Below are 22,487 nucleotides of genomic sequence, written 5' to 3'. Positions count from 1 at the left end.
GTAATATCTAACTTATTTTAACATTTTAATTATTAAATTTACGATTCAATAAAATAAAGAATACATGCTCGAATTAGCAGGAATTATCATTTTAGGAATATTAGCACAATGGGTTGCATGGAAATTTAAAATTCCCGCAATTTTACCATTGATTTTGATTGGTTTATTGGTTGGACCAATTGCCGCAGAGTTTTTATCGGAAGATGGAACAAAATGGATTGAACCCATTTGGGACAATGAAAAAGAAAAAGGGCTATTTCCAGGAGAAAGTTTGTATTATTTCGTTTCGTTGGCAATTAGTATCATTCTGTTTGAAGGCGGATTGACCTTAAAACGTGCTGAAATTAAAAATGTAGGTCCCGTAATTACCAAGCTCATCACGCTCGGTTCGGCAATTACATTTTTTGGCGCTGGAATTGTAGCACATTTGGTTTTTGGATTGAGTTGGGAATTGTCTTTTCTATTTTCAGGATTAATCATTGTTACAGGACCGACTGTAATTACGCCAATTCTTCGAAACATTCCGCTAAAAAAAGATATTTCGACCGTGTTAAAATGGGAAGGAATTCTAATTGATCCTATTGGCGCCTTAGTTGCCGTTTTGGTCTTTGAATTTATCAGTGTAGAAGGCGATAGTGGTTTTACAAAAACAGCATTGATTGAATTTGGAAAAATTATCCTTTTCGGAACTACTTTCGGATTCACCTTTGCACATGCATTAGCGTTTGCGATTAACAAAAAATTCATTCCGCATTATTTACTAAATGTAGTATCACTTTCTGCAGTTTTATTAGTGTTTGTTGAATCGGAAATCTTTGCACACGAATCAGGATTATTGGCAGTTGTTGTTATGGGAATGGTGTTAGGAAACGGAAAATTAGAAAACATAAAAGAACTTTTATACTTTAAGGAATCGCTTAGTGTTCTTTTAATTTCAATACTTTTTATTTTGCTTTCCGCGAATATTGACATGAACGATTTGATGTTGTTATATAATTGGAAAACGGCTGCATTATTTGTGCTTGTGGTGTTTATCATACGACCATTAGGTGTTTTCTTGAGTACTGCTAACTCAAAATTAAAAACCAACGAAAAACTCTTTATCAGTTGGGTTGGACCACGAGGAATTGTAGCGGCGGGAATTGCTTCATTATTTGGAAGTAAATTGGTAAATGAAGGTGTGCCTGGCGCAGAATATATTACGCCATTGGTTTTTATGATTGTATTAGGAACCGTTTTATTGAACGCAACAACCGCACGGTTATTTGCGAAATTAGTAGGCGTTTTTCTAAAAAAATCAAATGGAATTTTAATCGTCGGTGCTTCAAAAATATCACGATTATTAGGTCATTATTTGGAAACAAATGGACGTCATGTAGTTTTAATTGATAGTAATCAAAGTAACATTGCAAAAGCACGTGAACTAGGATTGGAAGCAATTAATACAGACATATATTCGAATACATTAACCGATAATATTGAGTTAAATGATGTCGGTTATTTAATGGCAATGACAGGAAATTCAGGTATTAATAAATACGCAATTGATAAATTTGGAGCTGAGTTTGGTGAAAATGGTTCATTCAGATTGGTAACACGAGAAGAAATGCTTGATGAAAATAACAATCCGAAAGAAGGATTATTTTCTAACACCGACGATTATGTGACGCTTTCTGCGGTAACGCGTAAATATCCATCTATCCAAGAAATTGATATTAATGATGAAGAACATTATAGAGGCTTGATTGAGATTACTAATAATGATAAAGATATCATTCCGTTATTCATTAAAAAGGAAGATAATGAGTTTTATATCATTTCTTCACACAACACAGAAGTAGACAAAATTGGAGAAAATTGGAAGTTGGTATATTTAGGAAAACCGTTTGATGTAGAAGAAACAGAAACGAATTGATTTTTTATATAAATGTTTTATCTCTAACGAAAATTATCTCAGAAGAAAGTCGTGATTCTTAAAACCATACTTCTTTTTACAGAAAACTACACAAATTGATGATCGCCAAACTTCTCGTATACTTCATCTAAAACCTGAAAAACTCCTGCAGAATCATCTGTAGTAACTAAACGTTGTCGGTATTCTTTAAAATGTGGAATTCCTTTAAAATAGTTGGTATAATGTCTTCTAGTTTCAAAAACACCTAAACGTTCGCCTTTCCAATCAATAGACATCTGCAAGTGACGGCGTGCCGCTTCTATACGTTCTTCCATAGTTGGTTTTGCCATATGCTCGCCAGTTTCAAAGAAATGCTTTACTTCTCTAAAAAACCAAGGATATCCAATACTTGCACGACCAATCATAGCGCCATCTAAGCCAAATTTATCTCGCATTAACATTGCTTTTTCAGGAGAATCTACATCGCCATTTCCAAATACAGGTATGTGCATACGTGGATTGTTTTTTACCGCAGCAATTGGATGCCAATTTGCTTCACCTTTATACATTTGCGCACGCGTGCGTCCATGAATAGCAATAGAAGCACAACCAACATCTTGTAAGCGTTCGGCAACTTCTACAATTTTGATGGTGTTTTCATCCCAACCCAAACGTGTTTTTACTGTTACAGGCAATTTGGTATGTTTTACCATAGCTTCTGTCAAAGAAACCATCAAATCAATATCTTTTAAAATTCCTGCGCCTGCACCTTTGCTTACCACTTTTTTTACAGGGCAACCAAAGTTGATATCTATAATATCGGGACCAGATTTTTCAACAATTTCAACCGATTTTAACATTGAATCTAAGTTCGCACCAAATATTTGAATTCCCACAGGACGTTCTTTTTCATAAATGTCAAGTTTCATGGTACTTTTTGCGGCATCGCGAATGAGTCCTTCCGAAGAAATAAATTCTGTATACACTACATCTGCACCTTGTTCCTTGCACAATGCACGAAAAGGCGGATCACTTACATCTTCCATCGGCGCTAAAAGCAATGGAAAGTCTGGCAATTCTATGTCTCCTATTTTAACCACAATACGTTATTCTATAAAGATTGGGCAAAGATACATGAAAAATTGTAACAGAATCAATTAGTCTTTTAAACGTTCTTGCTCTGCGGAAGATTTGGTACGTTGGTTGGTTTGAAGTTTGGTGTTTCCGAAGTTATAACGGAATCCTATACGAATGGTTTGTAAATCAAGATTTGTACGGTAAAAACTATTTTGATTAAAATATCTTGTCGTGTTTGTAAATTCCTGACCGTTAAAAATATCGTTTAATGATAGCGATAATGTAACTTTTTTATTCCACAATGTCTTGCGAAGCGAAAGGTTTACTAAACTTCTATTAGAAACTTCAGAAAGTCCTTGAATTGTTGAAGAAATATATAAAAAGGAAAGATTAGCCGTTAAACTTTGATCTTTTAAAAATGTAAAATTATTATCGATGGAAGTGTAATTTGACCACTTTTTTTGCGATACTGAAACATTATCTAAAGTAAATGTATCTTCTAAATTAAATATGGAAGTAAATACAGAAACATTCCAATTGTCTACAACAGAAAAATACGTTAAAAAATCCAATCCATAATTTACGTTATTTTCTACATTAGAACTTATATATTGAATAACATCATTATCGTTGTCTTGTAGAGTTAATTCGTAAATGGCAGCTTTGTCGTATGTGTAATATGCATCTATATAGAATTTATCAGCAATTTCAACACCTAGCTTGTAATTGTTAGCAATTGCTGGTTGCAATCTTGGGTTACCTGTGGCAAATGAAAAATCGGTAAAATTATATCGAAACGGATTCAAATCGTCAAAACTTGGACGTTGAATTCTTCGACTAAAGTCGATATATACATTCAGTTTATCCGACACTTTATGACTTATATACGCCGTTGGAAATAATTCAAAATAGTTTTGTGTGTTTATTTGATTGGTACTGAGTGAATTTCCTTTAATTTCTGTCTGTTCACCTCTAAAACCGACTTTTAAACTCCATTTTTCCCAGTTTTTAGCGTAACTGACGTATCCTGCATAGATAGACTCATCATATAAAAACGTATCTGAGTTTGCAACATCTAAGGTAGAAACACCATTTTCTATATTAAATTGCCATAAATTACTGTTGGTTTCAATGCTTGCTACTTTTGCGCCTGCTTCAAAGTTTGCGGTTTCACTTATAGGCAATTCGTAATCAACTTGTCCGCTTAAAATATTGGTTGTCTGATTTGAATGTGTGGTAAATGCTGTTGAAAAATCCGTGCTTGAAACTACGGTATAATCTGTAGCAACATGCTGATCGTTTGCTTTGTCGTAATCAGTGTAATGAATATTTGCAGAAAGTTTCGCTCCTTCTCTTTCAAAATGATGTACATAATCTAAATTTAATCCTAAATTATGTTTATCTTCATTTGCTCGGTTGATCGCTGTCAAAGAAAAATCTTCATTTGCTGCGGTTTGATTGTCTATAACAGAATTGGTTACCGTGTTTCGCTTCCAATATGGTAAATACAATAAGTTTCCAGAAAAACTCAACGTATTTTTATCATCAAACTCATAATCAACATTCAAATTAAAATTATGTTGATTTGACCACCGATTTCGGTTGATATCTGAATTCCAAACGGATGTTGTTGTTGTATTCTCTAAATAGTTAATAGTTTCGTCATTATCTCTATTAATCTTTGAATGTCTGTAGTTATAGTTTCCAAAAATATTAAACTTCCCACGTTTGTAAAACTGATTAATTCCACCACTATATCGCGGAAAAACTCCTTGTGTAAAGTTCCCATAAATACTTCCATGATAACCTACAATCAAGTTTTTTGTCATCACAATATTCAAAATAGTGCCACCTTGTGCATCATAGCGCGCTGGCGGATTGGTAATAACCTCAACAGATTTCACAGTTTCAGCAGGTGTTCCTTCTAAAAGTTGATAAATTTCGCTTGCCGAAAGATGTACTTTTCGATCATTTATATAAACTGTTGGCGTACTATTTTTAATTGATAACGTATTGTTGATAACAATAACACCTGGCGTTCTTCGCAACACTTCCCAAGTATTATCTTCCGTAAGTGCAGTTCCTTGAATATTAAAAATCAAACGATCAATTTCACGTTTTAAAACAGGTTTTTTATTGGTAATAGTTACACCGTCTAAAGATTCGTTATCTTTTTGCAACGCAATCGTTCCCAAATCTAGATTTTTGGAAATTTCTAGCTGCTTGGTATACGTTGTATATCCTAAAAAACTGATTTTTAATTTGTAAGTTCCTTTAGCAACATTTGTAATGGTAAATGTTCCCGAAGTATCTGAAGAACTTCCCTTTAAAACAGTGTCGTTATGCATCAATACAGCATTCGCAAAAGAGATCGGAGTTTCCGATTCAGAAGCAATCAATTTACCGGAGACGTTGTAGGTTTCTTGTCCAAATGCGGTAAAAAATGTAAAAAACACAAATAAACTTGTGATTTTTAGGTTCATGGCGATGGTTGGTTAATTGAGAGCAAATATATTCATTTTTATTGAACGTAGAAAAAAAGCTACATGTATAATTAAAAAATCTTCGTATATACATCTAAAACGCGGGTATTTACCTAGTAAAAGGCTATATTTGCAAATTATTAGCTATAGATTTAGATGAAGCACATTAGAAACTTTTGCATTATTGCACATATCGATCACGGAAAGAGTACGTTGGCTGACAGATTGTTAGACTTTACAGGCTCAGTAACGGAACGAGAAAAGCAAGATCAATTATTAGATAGTATGGATTTGGAACGTGAACGAGGAATCACGATTAAATCACATGCCATTCAAATGGAATATACGTATGAAGGACAAGAGTATATTTTGAATTTGATTGATACTCCTGGACACGTAGATTTCTCATATGAGGTTTCTCGATCTATCGCTGCTTGCGAAGGCGCATTGCTTATTGTAGATGCTGCACAAAGTATTCAAGCGCAAACCATTTCTAATTTATATTTGGCTTTAGAAAATGATTTGGAGATCATTCCTGTATTGAACAAAGTAGATTTACCAAGCGCCAATCCTGAAGAAGTAACTGACGATATTGTAGATTTATTAGGTTGCGATCCCGAAGAAGTAATTCACGCAAGTGGAAAAACAGGTTTTGGTGTCGATAATATTTTAGCAGCCGTTATAGAACGTATTCCTGCACCAGAAGGAAGTTATGACGAACCATTACAAGCTTTGATTTTTGACTCTGTATACAATCCGTTTCGTGGAGTTGAAACGTATTTTAGAGTGATGAATGGTTCTATTAAAAAAGGACAGCGTATCAAGTTTGTTGCAACAGGTAACGAATATAACGCAGATGAGGTTGGAACGTTGAAATTGAACCAAGTTGTAAAGAAAGAAATCAAAACGGGAGATGTTGGCTATTTAATTACAGGAATTAAAGATGCACGCGAAGTAAAAGTTGGTGATACCATTACAGATGCTAAAGAACCAACAACAAATGCTATTGAAGGTTTTGAGGACGTAAAACCAATGGTTTTTGCAGGTATTTATCCTGTGGATACGGAAGATTATGAAGAACTTCGTAATTCGATGGAAAAACTGCAATTAAATGACGCCTCATTAGTATTTACACCAGAAAGTTCTGCTGCATTAGGTTTTGGTTTTCGTTGTGGATTTTTAGGAATGTTACACATGGAAATCATTCAGGAACGTTTGGAGCGTGAATTCAATATGACGGTGATTACGACAGTTCCTAACGTGTCGTATCATGCATATACAAAGAAGAATCCTGACGAAATTATTATTGTAAATAATCCTTCTGATTTGCCCGATCCGTCAAGTTTAGATCGTGTGGAGGAACCGTATATTAAAGCTACGATCATTACAAAATCGGACTTTGTTGGTAACGTGATGTCGTTGTGTATTGAAAAACGTGGTTTAATTACCAATCAAACGTATTTGACGACAGAACGTGTTGAGTTGTCTTTTGATATGCCTTTAGCAGAAATTGTATTTGATTTTTATGATCGATTGAAAACGGTTTCCAAAGGATACGCCTCGTTTGATTACTCGCCAATTGGAATGCGCGCGTCAAAACTGGTTCGTGTTGATATTTTATTGAACGCACAAACCGTAGATGCACTTTCTGCGTTGATTCACTTTGACAATGCGTACACTATTGGTAAAAAGATGTGTGAGAAGCTAAAAGAATTGATCCCAAGACAACAATTTGACATTCCGATTCAAGCTGCTATTGGAGCAAAAATCATTTCTCGTGAAACCATTAAAGCACTTCGTAAAGATGTGACGGCAAAATGTTACGGTGGTGATATCTCGCGTAAGCGTAAACTTTTGGAAAAGCAGAAAAAAGGGAAGAAGCGTATGCGTCAAGTTGGAAATGTAGAAATACCTCAACAAGCATTTATGGCAGTTTTAAAGCTGAATGATTAAGAAGTTTTAAAGGCTCATTTTTATTTAAGTTTTGGTAAATTCTCATAGTTGCAGTATATAGATTTTATTGTCCACATTAAACAGTTAAAATAAAAAAACAACGCTACGAAATCTTTTCAATCACAAATGATTGATTTCGAAACGTAATGATATCATCAACTTTTTTACCCAAAAGTAATTTTCCGATTGGCGTATTGGTCGCAATAGCGTAGAACTTCTCATTGTTTGCTGTAATTTCGCCAACACTTACCGAAATAAAATAATTAGCTTGTGAAGTATATATAACACTTCCCAAACAACCTTGAGAAACGGTAGCTGCTGCATCAACTTTATGTAGAATTTCCTTTACTTTCTGAATTTCAGCAAGTTGATTTCCCAATTTTTCACGTTCCAATTGCAACATGGCGCGACCTGTTTCATGCTTGTCGCCTGCCGAACTTTTGGTTTCCGACAACATCGCTTCCTGAATTCTAGCAAAACTTTCCTGAACCGTTTTTTGACGATTATTAACGATTTCCAAACAAGCTTTGTATAATAGTTCTTTTACGTTCATACCAATGCTGCTAATTCTTTTCCTACCAAACTTCCAATGGCAACGCCCATTCCACCAAGTCGAACACCACAAAACACATTATCTGACAAAGGCTTTACAATCGCTTTTTTTTGCGAACCAACACCCATAATTCCGCTCCAACGCTGTGCAATTTCAAAAGGAGTTTTTGGTAAAATTGTTGTTTTTAAAATTTCTTCTAGCTTTCGCTGAATTAACTCAGTTAGGTTTAATTCGGTGGTTTCTTCTGCTTTAAAATCGAGATTTCGTCCGCCGCCAAATAGAATGCGATTGTCAATATTTCTAAAGTAATAATAACCTTTGTCAAGGTGAAACGTTCCTTTGATATGTAAGTTTGGAATTGGTTTGGTAATTACTACTTGTGCGCGTGCAGGTTTTACGTGTTCGTCAAGTAACTGAGAAGCAAAACCGTTGGTAGCAATGAGCAGTTTTTTTGTGTGAAAGTCAAAATGATTGGTAGTAATGTGTACTGTATTTCCTGTTTCCGAGAAAGCATCAACCGTAACGGAATTGAGAATCTGAATGTTGTTTGATACTGCTTTTTTCAATAAAGCATTCATCATGTTCCCCGTATCGATTTGCCCTTCAAATTTATTGAAAATATACTGTGACTGAATCTGCTGAAATTGAAAGGTATTCGGAACTTCACGAAAGACATTTTCCTGAAAAACGGGAAACAGCAACTGGTTGATCTGCTGTTTTTTTGCCAAACAAGTTTCATATAATTCCGTATCTTCTTTGGTAAACAATTCGTATCCGCCCAACGGCTTATAATCAATTGTGGCATCGCCCAAAGTTTCACGAAGCAATTGCAAGCCGTTACAACGTTTTTTGACAAGATTTAGGACTTCTTCTTCAGAATGTGTATTGAGATCATCTAAAATCTCTGAGAGGCTTCCAAAACAGGCAAACCCCGCATTTTTAGTGCTTGCTCCTTGTGGCAACATTCCTCTTTCAAGAATGATAATTTTTGCTGTTGGATATTGCTTTCGAAGTTGCAATGCGCAATTGAGTCCCACAATACCGCTTCCGACAATCGTAAAATCGACATTGGTTAGCCACGTTTTATATTCCCAATAACTCAAATTCATGTACACTTATTTTGTAATTTAAGATAATAAAACTTCTGGAGTTTAATCTAAATAACAAAAAACTCCTTACTTATCGTAAGGAGCTTTTATACTATATAGAATATTGATTCTTTTTATTTTTGCATTTCAAAATCTTCCATGAATTTTGTAGTGTAGTTTCCAGCTACATAATCAGGATGATCCATGAGTTGTCTGTGGAAAGGAATCGTTGTTTTTATTCCTTCAATTACGAACTCATCTAATGCACGTTTCATCTTATTGATAGCTTCTTCACGCGTTTGCGCTGTTGTAATCAACTTTGCAATCATTGAATCGTAGTTTGGCGGAATTGAATAACCTGCGTATACGTGTGTATCTAAACGAACTCCATGTCCGCCTGGTGCGTGTAATACGGTTATTTTTCCAGGAGAAGGTCTAAAGTTATTAAACGGATCTTCTGCGTTAATTCTACATTCAATTGAGTGTAAGTTTGGCGTATAGTTTTTACCAGAAATTGGCACGCCAGCTGCTACTAATATTTGCTCACGAATCAAATCGAAATCAATTACTTGTTCTGTAATTGGATGTTCTACTTGAATACGTGTGTTCATTTCCATAAAGTAGAAGTTTCTATGTTTATCTACCAAAAACTCTACCGTTCCTGCACCTTCGTATTTGATAAATTCTGCGGCTTTTACAGCAGCTTCTCCCATACGAGCGCGCAAGTCGTCTGTCATAAACGGCGAAGGCACTTCTTCTGTTAGTTTTTGGTGACGACGTTGTACAGAACAATCACGTTCTGACAAGTGACATGCTTTTCCTGAAGAATCTCCAACCACCTGAATTTCGATATGTCTTGGTTCTTCAATTAGTTTTTCCATGTACATATCGTCGTTTCCAAAAGCGGCTTTTGATTCTTGTCGAGCAGAATCCCAAGCATCTCTTAAATCTTCTGGTTTCCAAACGGCACGCATTCCTTTTCCACCTCCACCAGCAGTTGCTTTAAGCATGACAGGATATCCTGTTTCTACTGCTAGTTTTTCGCATTCTTCAAAGCTTTCAATAATTCCTTCACTTCCAGGTACACAAGGAACACCTGCGGCTTTCATTGTGGCTTTGGCAGTGGCTTTGTCTCCCATTTTGGAGATCATTTCTTCACTTGCACCAATAAATTTGATGTTGTGTTCACCACATATTTTTGAGAATTTCGCGTTTTCAGATAAGAAACCATATCCTGGATGAATGGCATCTGCGTTTGTAATTTCTGCAGCAGCGATAATGTTTGCCATTTTTAAATACGATTCGCTACTTGGCGCTGGTCCAATACAAACTGCTTCATCAGCAAATCGAACGTGTAAGCTATCTTTGTCGGCGGTAGAATATATAGCTACCGTTTTGATACCCATTTCTTTGCAGGTTCTAATAACTCTTAGTGCTATTTCCCCTCTATTTGCAACTAATATTTTTTTGAACATCTCTTGAAATTTTAAATTTTGAAATTTAAATCATTCACTATTGAATCGTGATGAAATTACTTCCTACGATTCGCGTGTTATTTAAAACTCCTTATGATGGATCTACCAAGAATAATGGTTGATCGAATTCTACAGGTGAAGAGTCGTCTACTAAGACTTTCACTATTTTTCCTGAAACTTCTGATTCAATTTCGTTGAAAAGTTTCATTGCTTCAATTACACAAAGCACGCTTCCTTCAGAGATAGCGTCTCCAACCTCTACAAATGCAGGTTTGTCTGGAGATGGTTTTCTGTAGAAAGTACCAATAATAGGTGATTTTATTGTCACATATTTGGAATCATCGCTTGTAGTTTCAGCTGGTGCATCTTTTGCTACGGGTGCTGCTGGTTGTGCAACGGGAACTGGAGCTGCTTGTTGTTGTGGAATTCCAGCCATTGGAATTTGTTGAACTACAGTTGTCGTTTCGCCTTTAGTGTCTCCGGTTTTAATGGTAATTTTTACGTCTTCCATTTCAAGTTTTACTTCACTTGCACCAGACTTAGCTACGAATTTAATTAAGCTTTGAATTTCTTTTAAATCCATGAGATAGGTTTTAGTCGTTTCTAGTTTTAATTATATGCCCATTTTAAGTAGATAGCTCCCCATGTAAATCCACCACCAAAAGCAGCAAAAATAAGGTTATCTCCTTTTTTGAGTTGTTTTTCATAGTCATGTAAACATAACGGAAGCGTTGCAGAAGTTGTATTTCCGTAACGTTGAATATTTACCATAACTTTACTTTCATCTACGCCCATGCGTCTTGCAGTGGCATCAATGATACGTTTGTTTGCTTGGTGAGGCACCAACCATTGTACGTCTTCATTCGTCAGATTATTATCTTCCATAATTTTGGCGCTCACATCTGCCATATTGGATACTGCGAATTTGAAAACAGTTTTTCCGTCTTGAAAAACGGTATGTTGTTTGTTTTTTACGGTTTCTTCTGAAGCTGGCAATATAGATCCACCTGCATCAATTTTTAAGAATTCACGTCCAACGCCGTCACTTCTAAGATATTCATCTTGCAACCCTAAACCTTCTTCATTCGGTTCAAAAAGAATTGCGCCTCCTCCATCACCAAAGATAATACAAGTTGCTCTATCTGTGTAATCAATGATAGAAGACATTTTATCTGCACCAATCAATAATACTTTTTTGTAGCGTCCTGATTGTATGTAACTCGCTGCAACGGACATTCCGTATAAGAAACTAGAGCATGCAGCTTGTAAGTCAAAAGCAAATGCATTGGTAGCACCGATTTTGCTAGCTGTGTATACGGCTGTAGAAGCTACAGGCATATCTGGTGTTGCTGTAGCAACAATTACCATGTCTATTTCTTTTGGGTCTAAGTTTTTCTTTGCAATTAAGTCTTCTGCGGCTTTGATAGCCAAATATGAAGTTCCAGCTCCTTCTTCTTTAAGAATTCTGCGTTCTTTGATACCTGTTCGAGTAGTAATCCACTCATCGTTAGTATCAACCATTGTTTCAAGTATCTTGTTGGTTAATACATAATCAGGAGTATATGCTCCTACAGCTGTTATTGCTGCTGTAATTTTGGTCATACCTTAACGTTGGTTTTTTTTGCTTTTTAACAAAAGTTCATTAAAAACTTAACGAAATTACTAAAATTCTCTGATAATCTCAGCAAAATATATCGTTTTTACATTTTTAACAAAAAAATGAACAAATAAAAAACTCTCACGAAAGTGAGAGCTTTTATGACTAAACATGTGTTTATTATGCTAAGTTTTCTTCTGTAGTATTATCAATCAATACTTTTCCTCTGTAATATAATTTTCCTTCGTGCCAGTGAGCTCTATGGTATAAATGTGCTTCACCAGTAGTTGGGCACGTAGCGATTTGAGGAACTGATGCTTTGTAATGTGTTCTTCTCTTATCTCTTCTTGTTTTCGAGATTTTTCTCTTAGGATGTGCCATTTTCTATCTTATTTATTATCCGTTAATAGTTTTTTTAATGTATTCCAACGAGGATCTATTTCCTCTTTAGTTTCTTTTTTTTCTGTACCAGGTTGTAATTCTTCTAACTTTTCAAGTATTTCAGATTGTAATGTACCATCTTCAATACCAGGATGAATTCTTTTTGAAGGAACTGACAATACAATCATTTCATAAATATATTGTGCTACATTGATTTCATATTCTCCATGAGGTATAATGAGAATTTCTTCATTTTCATCATTGTATTCATGTCCAAATTTTACAATCAAATCTAACGTACCTTCCACAGGTTGCTCAAAAGGTTCGTTTGTCAAATCACAATGTACGTTTACCGTACCAGATGCATTGAATGTTAATTCAAGCATGGTTTGCTTTTTGTGAAACTCCAACGTTGCTTTTACCGCAGTTGCGTTGAATTCATCAAAGTTAAAAAGTTCAAAGAACGAATTATCAATTTGATAATCAAACTGGTGTTTTCCTTCTTTTAATCCTATAAAAGGAATCGTAAAGTCCTTTAGTTCCATCATCTTAAACATCAGTTTCGAGCGTGCAAAGATATAAATTTTTCTTAATCAACCTTAAGTTGTTAACATTTTTTTGTTTATATCTTGCTTGACTGCTTTTTTAAAGGGTTTTTCGCGATTTCTTTATAGATGTTTCTGTTTCTAAAAATCTGTATTCCAGTGAATACCGCTTCCTTAAATGAGTTATGATCTGCTTTGTTTTTTCCAGCAATTTCATATGCGGTTCCATGATCGGGCGATGTACGTACTTTGTTGAGTCCTGCCGTAAAGTTGACACCTTGACCAAATGATAAGGTTTTAAACGGAATGAGTCCCTGATCGTGATACGCCGCTAAAATGGCATCAAAATTTTTATAATTACTCGAAGCAAAAAAGCTATCAGCCGCGTACGGACCAAAAACTAATTTCCCTTGATTCTTTATTTTTTCTAAGGTAGGTTTTAATACCTCATCATCTTCAACACCAATCACACCATTGTCACCAACATGCGGATTGATGCCTAATACAGCAATTTTTGGTTTCGAAATTCCAAAATCCTGCTTTAACGTATTATATATAATGTTTACCTTTTTTTCTATCAGTTCTGGAGTGATTGCTGAAGAAACATCTTTTACTGCCACATGATCGGTTAGCAAACCAACGCGTAACGTATCGTTTACCATCAACATTAAACTATCACCTTCTAAGGTTTGCCCTAAATAATCGGTATGTCCAGGAAATTTGAAATCTTCCGACTGCACATTGTGTTTGTTGATAGGAGCCGTAACCAATACATCTATTGTGCCTTCTTTCAGGGCATTTGTGGCTTCTGTAAAAGATTTGATAGCAAATTTTCCAACTTCTTCTGACGATTTTCCGTATTCAATCGTAATTGGATCTTTCGTAATATTTACTACGTTTATTTTTCCGTGCTGCGCTTTATCAGCGTGAGAAATACCGTGAAAATTTGTATGTGTATTAAAATGTTTCTTCTGAAATGATAATACTTTAGTTGAACCAAAAATAACAGGCGTACACAATTCTAACATTCTATTGTCTTTGAATGTCTTCAAGATTACCTCTGTTCCAATACCATTTAAGTCACCAACTGAAATCCCTACTTTTATTTTTTCCTCTTTCTTCATCTAAGTATTCAGACTTTTATTTCTTAATTTTACATGCAAATTTAACTAAATTAATAGATGTTTACAGGGATTATTGAAGAATTAGGTGTGATTACACATTTGGAACGCGAAAAAGAAAACCTTCACATTACGGTTCAGAGCGGTTTGACCAATGAATTAAAAATAGATCAAAGCGTCGCACATAATGGTGTTTGCCTGACTGTTGTTGATAGAAACCTTGATGAAAACACGTATGTCGTAACGGCAATTCAAGAAACTTTAGATAAAACCAATGTCGGAAATTGGCAAGTAAATGATCGTGTAAATTTGGAACGCGCCATGAAATTAGGTGATCGATTGGACGGACATATTGTACAAGGACATGTAGATCAAGTGGCAACATGTACTTCTGTTGAAGAAAGTAACGGAAGTTGGTATTATACTTTTGAGTATGATTCGTCATTAAATAACATTACTATCGAGAAAGGTTCTATAACAGTAAATGGTACAAGTTTGACGGTAGTAAATTCGGAAAGAAATTCGTTTTCGGTTGCTATTATTCCATACACATATAGCCATACAGTCTTTCAATATATGAAAGTTGGCTCAATTGTAAATTTGGAATTTGATGTTATAGGGAAATATGTTGCAAGACTTCAGGGGCTGTTGAAGTAGTTACTTTTTTACTTTTTTCCGTATACCATACAAAACTCCAGCGGCTAGCACACCAATAAGTCCAGCATCTATCGGGAATCCCGGTGGAGGCGGCGGTCCAGGTGGCGGAGGTACGATTTGGGCGTGTGTTGATGTTAAAAAAGCAAATGCTACTATAACAAAACACAACAGGGTCTTTGGGTTTAACTTTGCCATAACGGTGTAAAAGTATAAAATTATAAGGTTTGACAAAATTTTTTATGTTATATCATTGCAAAATTATCTATGAAACGCCAAAAAACGGCGTCGAACGTTTATTTTACTATGATTATTTTGTATACTACTTATAATAGAAATACGTTTTGACTTCCTAAAATACAATAAAAATTAACATTATCAAGGTATATTTTACTAAGAATTCTATCTATGAAATACATCAAATTGAATTACATTCTTATAGATTGTAAATTTTATTAAGTTTTTTTTAAGAGTCTTAAAGTAAACTAATAGATAAATTTGCAGTCAAACCATCAAAATAATCCCACCAAATGCGAAACATAGTACTTTCGGTTCTTGGCGTACTTCTTATTTTAGGCGCTGTTTATGTTGGAAACATCGTTGCCAATAGCAAGAAGAAAAAAAGGCCTGTACCTGAAAAGGTTATCAAAACAGTATATACAGATACCGTTCAAAATAAAACAATCCCAATCATTATTCCGGCAAATGGAAATCTTGTTGCCAAGCGTCGTGTAGAATTGTATGCAGAAGTACAAGGTATTTTTAAAGGAACTGGAAAGTTGTTTAAGCCAGGACAAAAGTATCGTGCAGGACAAACATTAATTCGTATTGATGCTGCCGAATACTACGCAAATGTGCAGTCTTCTAAAAGTAATTTATACAATTCTATTTCTGCCATAATGCCCGATTTACGATTAGATTTTCCAGAAGTATATCCAAAGTGGCAAAAATACCTAACAAGTTTTAATTTAGATAAAACAACTCCGAAACTTCCTGAAATGTCTTCAGAGAAAGAAAAGTACTTTATTACTGGTCGAAATATTGTCACAAACTATTACAATGTAAAAAATTTAGAACAGCGATTGGCAAAATATACCATTCGTGCACCATTTTCAGGAATACTCACGGAAGCATTGGTAACAGAAGGTTCTTTGGTACGTAACGGACAAAAATTAGGAGAATTTATTGATGATGCTGTCTACGAAATGGAAGTTGCCCTCAGCAAAAAATATGCAAGTCTTTTAAAAGTTGGCGAAAAAGTAGCGCTAAACAATCTTGATAATACGGAAAGCTTTTCTGGTGTTGTTTCTCGTGTAAACGGAAGCATTGACGCTTCTACACAAACCATTACTGCTTATATTGAAGTAAAAGATGCAACACTAAAAGAAGGCATGTATTTGGAAGCTAACTTAAATGCAAAAGAAGAAGAAAATGCCATTGAAATAAACCGAAATTTAGTTTCTGACACCAATGAAATTTTTGTGGTAAGAGACAGTATTTTAGATGTAATAGAAGTAACTCCAGTGTATTTCTCTGATACCAAAGCTGTTTTAAAAAATATTCCTGATGGAACAATCATCTTATCAAAATCGGTTCCTGGTGCTTACGCAGGCATGTTGGTAAAACCATACACAACTCAAAAAACGCAGGCAAAAATTACCAAAACTAAAAACGCAGAGTAAGTCATGAGAAAAATTATTGCTTACTTTATAAAGCACAGTGTTGCTGTAAACATTGTCGTAATTATGTTTGGTCTTTTTGGGGCTTACGGCGCTTATACTTTAAACTCATCGTTTTTTCCGCTGGTAGATTCCAAAAATGTAAGCATCAACATTACGTATCCCGGTGCCTCTCCACAAGAAATTGAAGAAGGAATTGTTCTTAAGATAGAAGACAATCTAAAAGGATTGAATGGTGTTGATCGTGTAACCTCAACATCCAACGAAAATAGTGGCGTTATCAATATCGAAATCGAAAAAGGACGAGATATTGACTTTATGCTATTGGAAATAAAAAATGCTGTTGATCGTGTGCCTACTTTCCCAACAGGTATGGAACCATTGGTGGTTGCCAAACGAGAAGCCGTGCGAGAAACGATTTCTTTTGCTATAAGTGGCGATGGAATTCCGCTAGCAACTTTAAAACAAATAGGTCGCCAAATTGAAAACGATTTGCGTGGTATTGATGGAATTTCGCAAATAAATATTTCAGGTTATCCTGATGAAGAAATAGAAATTGCCATCAACGAAGCTAACTTACTTGCTTACGATTTGTCGTTTACAGAAGTATCAAACGCTATCAATCAGGCGAGTTTAATTACTACAGGTGGAACTATTAAAACAAGTGCTGAAGAATATTTAATTCGCGCCAATGCACGTTCCTATTATGCAGATGAGTTGTCAAACTTAGTCGTAAAATCAGATGCATCTGGACGAATTATTCGTTTAAAAGATGTTGCCGAAGTACGCGATCAGTTTTCTGAAACGCCAAATGCCAACTACTTTAACGGCAATTTATCAATCAATATTAGTATTACAAGTACCAATACAGAAGATTTAATTTCTTCCGCAGAAAAAACAAAAGAATATATTGAAGAATTTAATCAAAAATATGAAAATGTCCGTTTGGATGTTGTCAATGACCGATCAACAACTTTAGTACAACGTACCGCATTACTAACGGAAAACGCCATTATCGGAATGTTGTTAGTACTCGTATTTTTATCATTATTTCTCAATACACGCTTAGCTTTTTGGGTAGCTTTTGGCTTGCCTGTTGCCTTTTTAGGAATGTTTATGTTTGCGGGTTATTTTAACGTTACCATCAATGTATTATCGCTTTTCGGGATGATAATCGTAATCGGTATTTTGGTGGATGATGGAATTGTGATCGCAGAAAATATCTATCAACAATACGAAAAAGGAAAATCGCCTGAAGAAGCTGCAATTGATGGTGTTATGGAAGTATTGCCAGCTATCATTTCTGCCATTGTCACCACAATACTAGCGTTTAGTATTTTTCTATTTTTAGATGGTAGAATTGGTGACTTTTTCGGAGAAGTTTCTGTAGTAGTTATGCTTACCTTAATTGTGTCTTTGGTAGAAGCTTTAATCATTTTACCTGCGCATTTGGCACATTCTAAAGCATTGCGTGCTCAAAATAATGAACCCAAAGGCTTTTTTCCAAGACTATTTTCAAAACTACGTTACATCAACAAGTTTGGTGATGCTATTATGATTTGGTTACGTGACAAACTGTACAGTCCATCATTGAGATTTGCGTTGAAACATCAATTTTTAACCTTTTCGTTTTTTATCGTCTTTCTAATTTTAACACAAGCCAGTTTTCAAGGCGGAATTATTAGAGGTGCGTTTTTCCCAAGAATCGCGAGCGATAGAGTGACCATTACGCTCAATATGCCAAATGGTACCAATGAAAAAGTAACAGACAGCATAATTTCTTTTATTGAAGAAAAGGCAAAAGTTGTTACAAAAGAAATCAATAACGAATATTTAGGAGAAAATTCAGAGAAATATTTGGTAGAAAATATGATCCGAAAAATTGGACCTGGCGCGGCAACGGCTTCGTTAGAAATTAACTTGTTACCAGGTGAAGAACGTCCAAATGAAATTACTTCCGACTTAGTTTCCAACCAAATAAAAGATGCTGTCGGACCCATAATTGGTATTGAAAGCTTGGTGTATGGAAGTGGCGGAAACTTCGGCGGACTTCCAGTTTCTGTGTCTTTACTAGGAAATAATATTGCCGAACTAAAAGCCGTAAAAACCGAACTCAAACAAGTACTAGAAAATAATGTATTGTTAAAAGATGTTACGGACACTGATCCTGCGGGAATCAAAGAAATACGTTTGCAACTCAACGAAAGTGCCTATGCCGTTGGCTTAAACTTACGAACGGTAATGACACAAGTACGATCGGCATTTTTTGGAGCGCAAGCACAACGTTTTCAACGCGGACAAGATGAAATTCGAGTTTGGGTGCGTTATGACAGACCAAATCGTTCTTCCATCAATGATTTAGACGATATGCGTATCATCACGCCAAGTGGACAACGTGTTCCTTTAAAAGAAATTGCAAGTTACAGCATTCAGCGTGGAGAAGTTGCCATCAATCATTTGGAAGGTCGTCGCGAAATTCAGGTTTCAGCAGATATTAAAGACACCAAAAAAACAAGTGCAACCGATATTATGGCAGAACTCAAAAATGATATCATGCCCGAAATTTTATCGCGCTATCCAACAGTAACACCTTCCTACGAAGGTCAAAACAGAGAACGTAATAAATTAATGGATTCACTTGGCCCTGTAGGACTTACGGTATTAATTTTAATTTATATTGTCATTGCATTTACCTTTAGAAGCTACAGTCAACCACTTTTATTACTATTACTCATTCCGCTGAGTTTGCCAGCAGTTGCTTGGGGACATTGGATTCACGATTTCCCTGTAAACATTCTTTCCATGTTAGGAATTATTGCCTTAATTGGAATTATGGTCAATGACGGACTCGTTTTAATTGGAAAATTCAACAATAATTTACGTGAAGGTATGGTATTTAACGAAGCATTATACGAAGCCGGTCGTTCACGTTTTAGAGCTATCTTTTTAACTTCTATTACAACCGTAGCAGGTTTGGCTCCGTTGATTTTTGAGAAAAGTAGACAAGCGCAATTTTTAAAACCTATGGCAATTTCTATTGCGTACGGAATTGGTTTTGCAACCATATTAACCTTAATTGCATTGCCAATTTTCTTATCGTTTAGCAATTATATCAAACAAAACGGAAAATGGTTGTACTACAACAGAGACATTACCAAAGAAGAAGTAGAACGTGTAGTAAGAGAACAACGACATGAAGAACAACTCCTAGAAGACAAAAGAAAAAGAGCATTGGCAGCAACAATTTCTGAAACAACAATTGATACAAATACTGAAGCTAATACAGCGCTTAACGAACCAAACGAAAACGAAACAGATGAACTCTAGAAGCTACATAACTTATATTTTAGTTTTCTTCGGAATCTATATGAATGCACAAGTGCTTACGCCAGATGAAGCCGTTTTACTAACGTTAGATCATAATTACGGAATTCAAATTGCTAGTAATACCGTAAAAGTTGCCGAAAATAATACGAGTATTTTCAATTCTGGCTATTTGCCAACTTTGACAGGAAATGCTGGCGCAACGTATAATTTAGACAATACAGAAGCCGAGTTTTCTAATGGAAATACAACCGTTTTAAATGGTGCCGAAAGTTCACGTTATAATGCTTCTGTAAACCTCAACTACACACTTTTTGATGGTTTGGGACGCTTGTACAATTACAAACGTTTAAAAGAGCAATATCAACTTACAGAACTAGAAGCGCGCGAAACCATTGAAAATACTGTATTGCAATTATTTTCAGTGTATTATTCGGTAGCACAACTTTCTGAAAATACGGATGCGATCAAAGAAACTTTTCAAATTTCAAAAGATCGTTTGGTGCGATCGGAATATCAATTTGAATATGGTCAGAATACAAAATTGGATGTCTTAAACGCGCAAGTTGATATTAATAACGATAGCATTTCTATTGTAAATACTGAACAACAATTGATAAATGCTAAACGCGATTTAAATGTAATTGTTGGAAATAAATTACCCGAAGAATTTGATGTTGATACGACTATTTCTTTCCTTTTTGACTTAAATAAAGAAGATTTGTGGACAAAAACCAAGGCAAATAACGTATCATTATTACAAATTGACAAAAACATCAATATCAGTTCGTTAGATATAAAATCGAATCGATCTCAATATTTACCTACCATTGGTTTAACGGGAAGTTATGGTTGGAACCGAAATAATAATAATGCCGCTGCATTCGTTGCCGTTTCTACCAATACAGGACTTTCTGCGGGCGTAAACTTGACTTGGAATTTGTTTGATGGCGGAAGCACTTTAACACGTGTTAAAAACGCTAAAATTGCTTTAGAAAATCAGCAATTACAAAAAGAACAGATTTTAATCGATTTGGAACGTCAGTTTAACAATGCTTGGGATGATTATAAAAACAAAGTGCTGATTTACGAGTTGCAAATAGAAAACATAAAAACGGCGCAAAATAACTTTGATCGTTCAAAAGAAAAGTTCAAAATTGGACAAGTTAACTCCATTGAATTCCGACAAGCACAGCTAAATTTACTAAATGCTGAACTTAGCAGAAACCAAGCAAAATACAACGCAAAATTGGCAGAATTAGTCGTTTTGCAGTTGAGTGGCGAGTTGTTGAATGTGAAGTTTTGATATATACCGCTAGCGCTATTAGATGTTAGACCGCTGCGCTTTTAGAACGGCTTTGCCTTTTAGATTTTTGCTTACGCTTTTGTGGATTTATTTGAAACTGCCTAATTCCCAAAACCTAATACCTTAACTTTTCATATTCAATATTAAACTTTGATTTCAGCAGATTACTTCGTCATACTTCCTCGTAAAGACGTAAAATAATATGCTCGATATGACATTTGGAATTTCTTTGAAAACGTCCTTGCGAGAATTTGATAAAATTCGTGGCAATCTGCTAGTATCATAATTGAATTTGAACTTTGATTTCAGCAGATTACTTCGTCATACTTCCTCGTAAAGACGTTTCAAATATACTGTAAACATCATCTAAAAAAGCTGACAATCTAAAAACAAAAGCGCGTCTAAAAGGCAAAGCCACGTCTAAAAGATCTAACTCTCCAATTCCAATTTATACCCAACGCCATGCACATTCGTAATTTTAATGCGTTCGTCGTCTTTTAGTTTTTTGCGGAGTTTGGAAATGTAGGTGTCTAAACTTCTACCCACAATCACGCCATTATCTTCCCAAACTTTCTTAGTAAGTTCATCACGCGTCACGACTTGATTTAGATTTGCAGCAAAAATTTGCAACAATTCACATTCTTTCTTCGACAGATTGATTTCTGTAGCTTGTTTTACCAATTTATTTTGTGTCGGATAAAAATAAAAACTACCAATTGTAGCGAAGGTTTCGTCATTTTCTATGGAAGTTGCAACAGGCTTTTTTCGGAAGAAGAACAATTCCATCACAATGAAAATAATAAAAAGAAAAATATAGATTACAGTTGAAACATTCCAAAAAGTGACTGTTTTCTCCGTAAATCGCACTTGAATTTTATAACAATTTTTAGGTAACCAACGTCCGTTACATGGAATAATCGTGCTTTCTTCCTGCGCTGTTACCAAAAAACTATACGCAACTTGTTCGTCATCACATTGAATCACCTCTACAAGATATGCCAATGGCAATTGCGATTGTATAAAACTTTGCTCCATGATAAAAACCATGTTGTTTGGCTCAAATTGAAGTGGGTTTTGAAACGACAATTCGTATTTCGCTTTAGAAATTTCTACCACGGGTAAAATTAACGATGTGCTATCTTTTTCAGACAATAATAATTTGTTTCCAACATCGCGTAATGCAATTTTTACCTTCTCTGAAAATTCTGTTTCTGCTTTGCTCGGTGTTGAAAAAATCCAAGTGCATACGGCAATCATTGCCAAAACGATATATACAAAAATGCGTTGTTTGTTCATAATTGCTGTAAATAACATATAATTTCAGGACTTTTTACAACTGTTGACACTTCTTTTACAC

The 22,487-nt window shown here is 35.1% G+C and carries 17 protein-coding genes; 6 read left to right on the top strand and 11 right to left on the bottom strand.

Features of this window, described 5'->3' with window-relative positions; all coding sequences use genetic code 11:
• The first annotated feature begins 64 nt into the window (after window positions 1-64).
• A complete protein-coding gene (locus KAOT1_RS15665) occupies window positions 65-1,915 on the top strand; it encodes a cation:proton antiporter (protein ID WP_007095838.1) in 1,851 nt (616 codons plus the stop codon).
• A gap of 86 nt (window positions 1,916-2,001) precedes the next feature.
• Here KAOT1_RS15665 and dusB read toward each other — a convergent pair whose 3' ends face one another.
• Together dusB and KAOT1_RS15655 are read right to left on the bottom strand one after the other, a co-directional pair.
• Entirely contained in the window at window positions 2,002-2,994 is a 993-nt protein-coding gene (gene dusB / locus KAOT1_RS15660; protein ID WP_007095837.1) for a tRNA dihydrouridine synthase DusB, read from the bottom strand.
• A 57-nt stretch (window positions 2,995-3,051) separates the two neighbouring features.
• Window positions 3,052-5,454 carry an outer membrane beta-barrel family protein gene (locus tag KAOT1_RS15655; RefSeq protein ID WP_007095836.1) on the bottom strand — a complete coding sequence of 801 codons (2,403 nt, stop codon included), beginning with the start codon at window positions 5,452-5,454 and terminating at the stop codon, window positions 3,052-3,054.
• Window positions 5,455-5,610: 156 nt separating this feature from the next.
• Here KAOT1_RS15655 and lepA point away from each other — a divergent pair, with 156 nt between their 5' ends.
• Window positions 5,611-7,407 carry a translation elongation factor 4 gene (gene lepA, locus KAOT1_RS15650; RefSeq protein WP_007095835.1) on the top strand — a complete coding sequence of 599 codons (1,797 nt, stop codon included), beginning with the start codon at window positions 5,611-5,613 and terminating at the stop codon, window positions 7,405-7,407.
• Between the two features lie 103 nt (window positions 7,408-7,510).
• Here lepA and KAOT1_RS15645 read toward each other — a convergent pair whose 3' ends face one another.
• From KAOT1_RS15645 to pdxA, 8 genes are all read right to left on the bottom strand, one after another.
• Window positions 7,511-7,960 (bottom strand): hypothetical protein, encoded by a 450-nt coding sequence (locus KAOT1_RS15645; RefSeq protein WP_007095834.1) that lies wholly within the window; start codon window positions 7,958-7,960, stop codon window positions 7,511-7,513.
• Entirely contained in the window at window positions 7,957-9,069 is a 1,113-nt protein-coding gene (locus KAOT1_RS15640) for an NAD(P)/FAD-dependent oxidoreductase (RefSeq protein ID WP_007095833.1), read from the bottom strand. Before KAOT1_RS15640 ends, KAOT1_RS15645 begins: the two co-directional genes overlap by 4 nt.
• 113 nt (window positions 9,070-9,182) lie before the next feature.
• Window positions 9,183-10,523: an acetyl-CoA carboxylase biotin carboxylase subunit gene (gene accC, locus KAOT1_RS15635; RefSeq protein WP_007095832.1), complete on the bottom strand. Its 1,341-nt coding sequence runs from the start codon at window positions 10,521-10,523 to the stop codon at window positions 9,183-9,185.
• A gap of 91 nt (window positions 10,524-10,614) precedes the next feature.
• Window positions 10,615-11,106, bottom strand: coding sequence for an acetyl-CoA carboxylase biotin carboxyl carrier protein (accB, locus tag KAOT1_RS15630; protein WP_007095831.1), 492 nt, complete (start codon window positions 11,104-11,106; stop codon window positions 10,615-10,617).
• Window positions 11,107-11,132: 26 nt separating this feature from the next.
• A complete protein-coding gene (locus KAOT1_RS15625) occupies window positions 11,133-12,125 on the bottom strand; it encodes a beta-ketoacyl-ACP synthase III (RefSeq protein WP_007095830.1) in 993 nt (330 codons plus the stop codon).
• Window positions 12,126-12,300: 175 nt separating this feature from the next.
• Window positions 12,301-12,501, bottom strand: a complete 201-nt coding sequence (rpmF, locus tag KAOT1_RS15620) for a 50S ribosomal protein L32 (protein WP_007095829.1) — start codon at window positions 12,499-12,501, stop codon at window positions 12,301-12,303.
• A gap of 8 nt (window positions 12,502-12,509) precedes the next feature.
• Window positions 12,510-13,049, bottom strand: coding sequence for a YceD family protein (locus KAOT1_RS15615; protein WP_040559610.1), 540 nt, complete (start codon window positions 13,047-13,049; stop codon window positions 12,510-12,512).
• 74 nt (window positions 13,050-13,123) lie between these two features.
• Window positions 13,124-14,170: a 4-hydroxythreonine-4-phosphate dehydrogenase PdxA gene (pdxA, locus tag KAOT1_RS15610; protein WP_007095827.1), complete on the bottom strand. Its 1,047-nt coding sequence runs from the start codon at window positions 14,168-14,170 to the stop codon at window positions 13,124-13,126.
• A 57-nt stretch (window positions 14,171-14,227) separates the two neighbouring features.
• Between pdxA and KAOT1_RS15605 the strand changes: the two genes are divergently transcribed.
• The 4 genes from KAOT1_RS15605 to KAOT1_RS15585 all read left to right on the top strand — a co-directional run bounded on the left by KAOT1_RS15605 (window position 14,228) and on the right by KAOT1_RS15585 (window position 21,130).
• The gene (locus KAOT1_RS15605; RefSeq protein WP_007095826.1) at window positions 14,228-14,824 is read left to right on the top strand and encodes a riboflavin synthase; all 597 of its coding nucleotides are present in this window, start codon (window positions 14,228-14,230) and stop codon (window positions 14,822-14,824) included.
• A 527-nt stretch (window positions 14,825-15,351) separates the two neighbouring features.
• Window positions 15,352-16,503 (top strand): efflux RND transporter periplasmic adaptor subunit, encoded by a 1,152-nt coding sequence (locus KAOT1_RS15595; protein WP_007095824.1) that lies wholly within the window; start codon window positions 15,352-15,354, stop codon window positions 16,501-16,503.
• A 3-nt stretch (window positions 16,504-16,506) separates the two neighbouring features.
• Window positions 16,507-19,827: an efflux RND transporter permease subunit gene (locus KAOT1_RS15590; protein WP_007095823.1), complete on the top strand. Its 3,321-nt coding sequence runs from the start codon at window positions 16,507-16,509 to the stop codon at window positions 19,825-19,827.
• A complete protein-coding gene (locus KAOT1_RS15585; RefSeq protein ID WP_007095822.1) occupies window positions 19,817-21,130 on the top strand; it encodes a TolC family protein in 1,314 nt (437 codons plus the stop codon). The genes KAOT1_RS15590 and KAOT1_RS15585 overlap by 11 nt, the downstream gene beginning before the upstream one ends.
• Window positions 21,131-21,559: 429 nt before the next feature.
• Here the strand turns inward: KAOT1_RS15585 and KAOT1_RS15580 are convergent, their stop codons facing one another.
• Entirely contained in the window at window positions 21,560-22,444 is an 885-nt protein-coding gene (locus KAOT1_RS15580) for a winged helix-turn-helix domain-containing protein (RefSeq protein ID WP_007095821.1), read from the bottom strand.
• Between the last annotated feature and the right edge of the window lie 43 nt (window positions 22,445-22,487).

The organism is Kordia algicida OT-1, from assembly GCF_000154725.1.
GTDB classification, from domain to species: domain Bacteria; phylum Bacteroidota; class Bacteroidia; order Flavobacteriales; family Flavobacteriaceae; genus Kordia; species Kordia algicida.
This window is presented reverse-complemented; position numbering and strand designations above follow the sequence as displayed.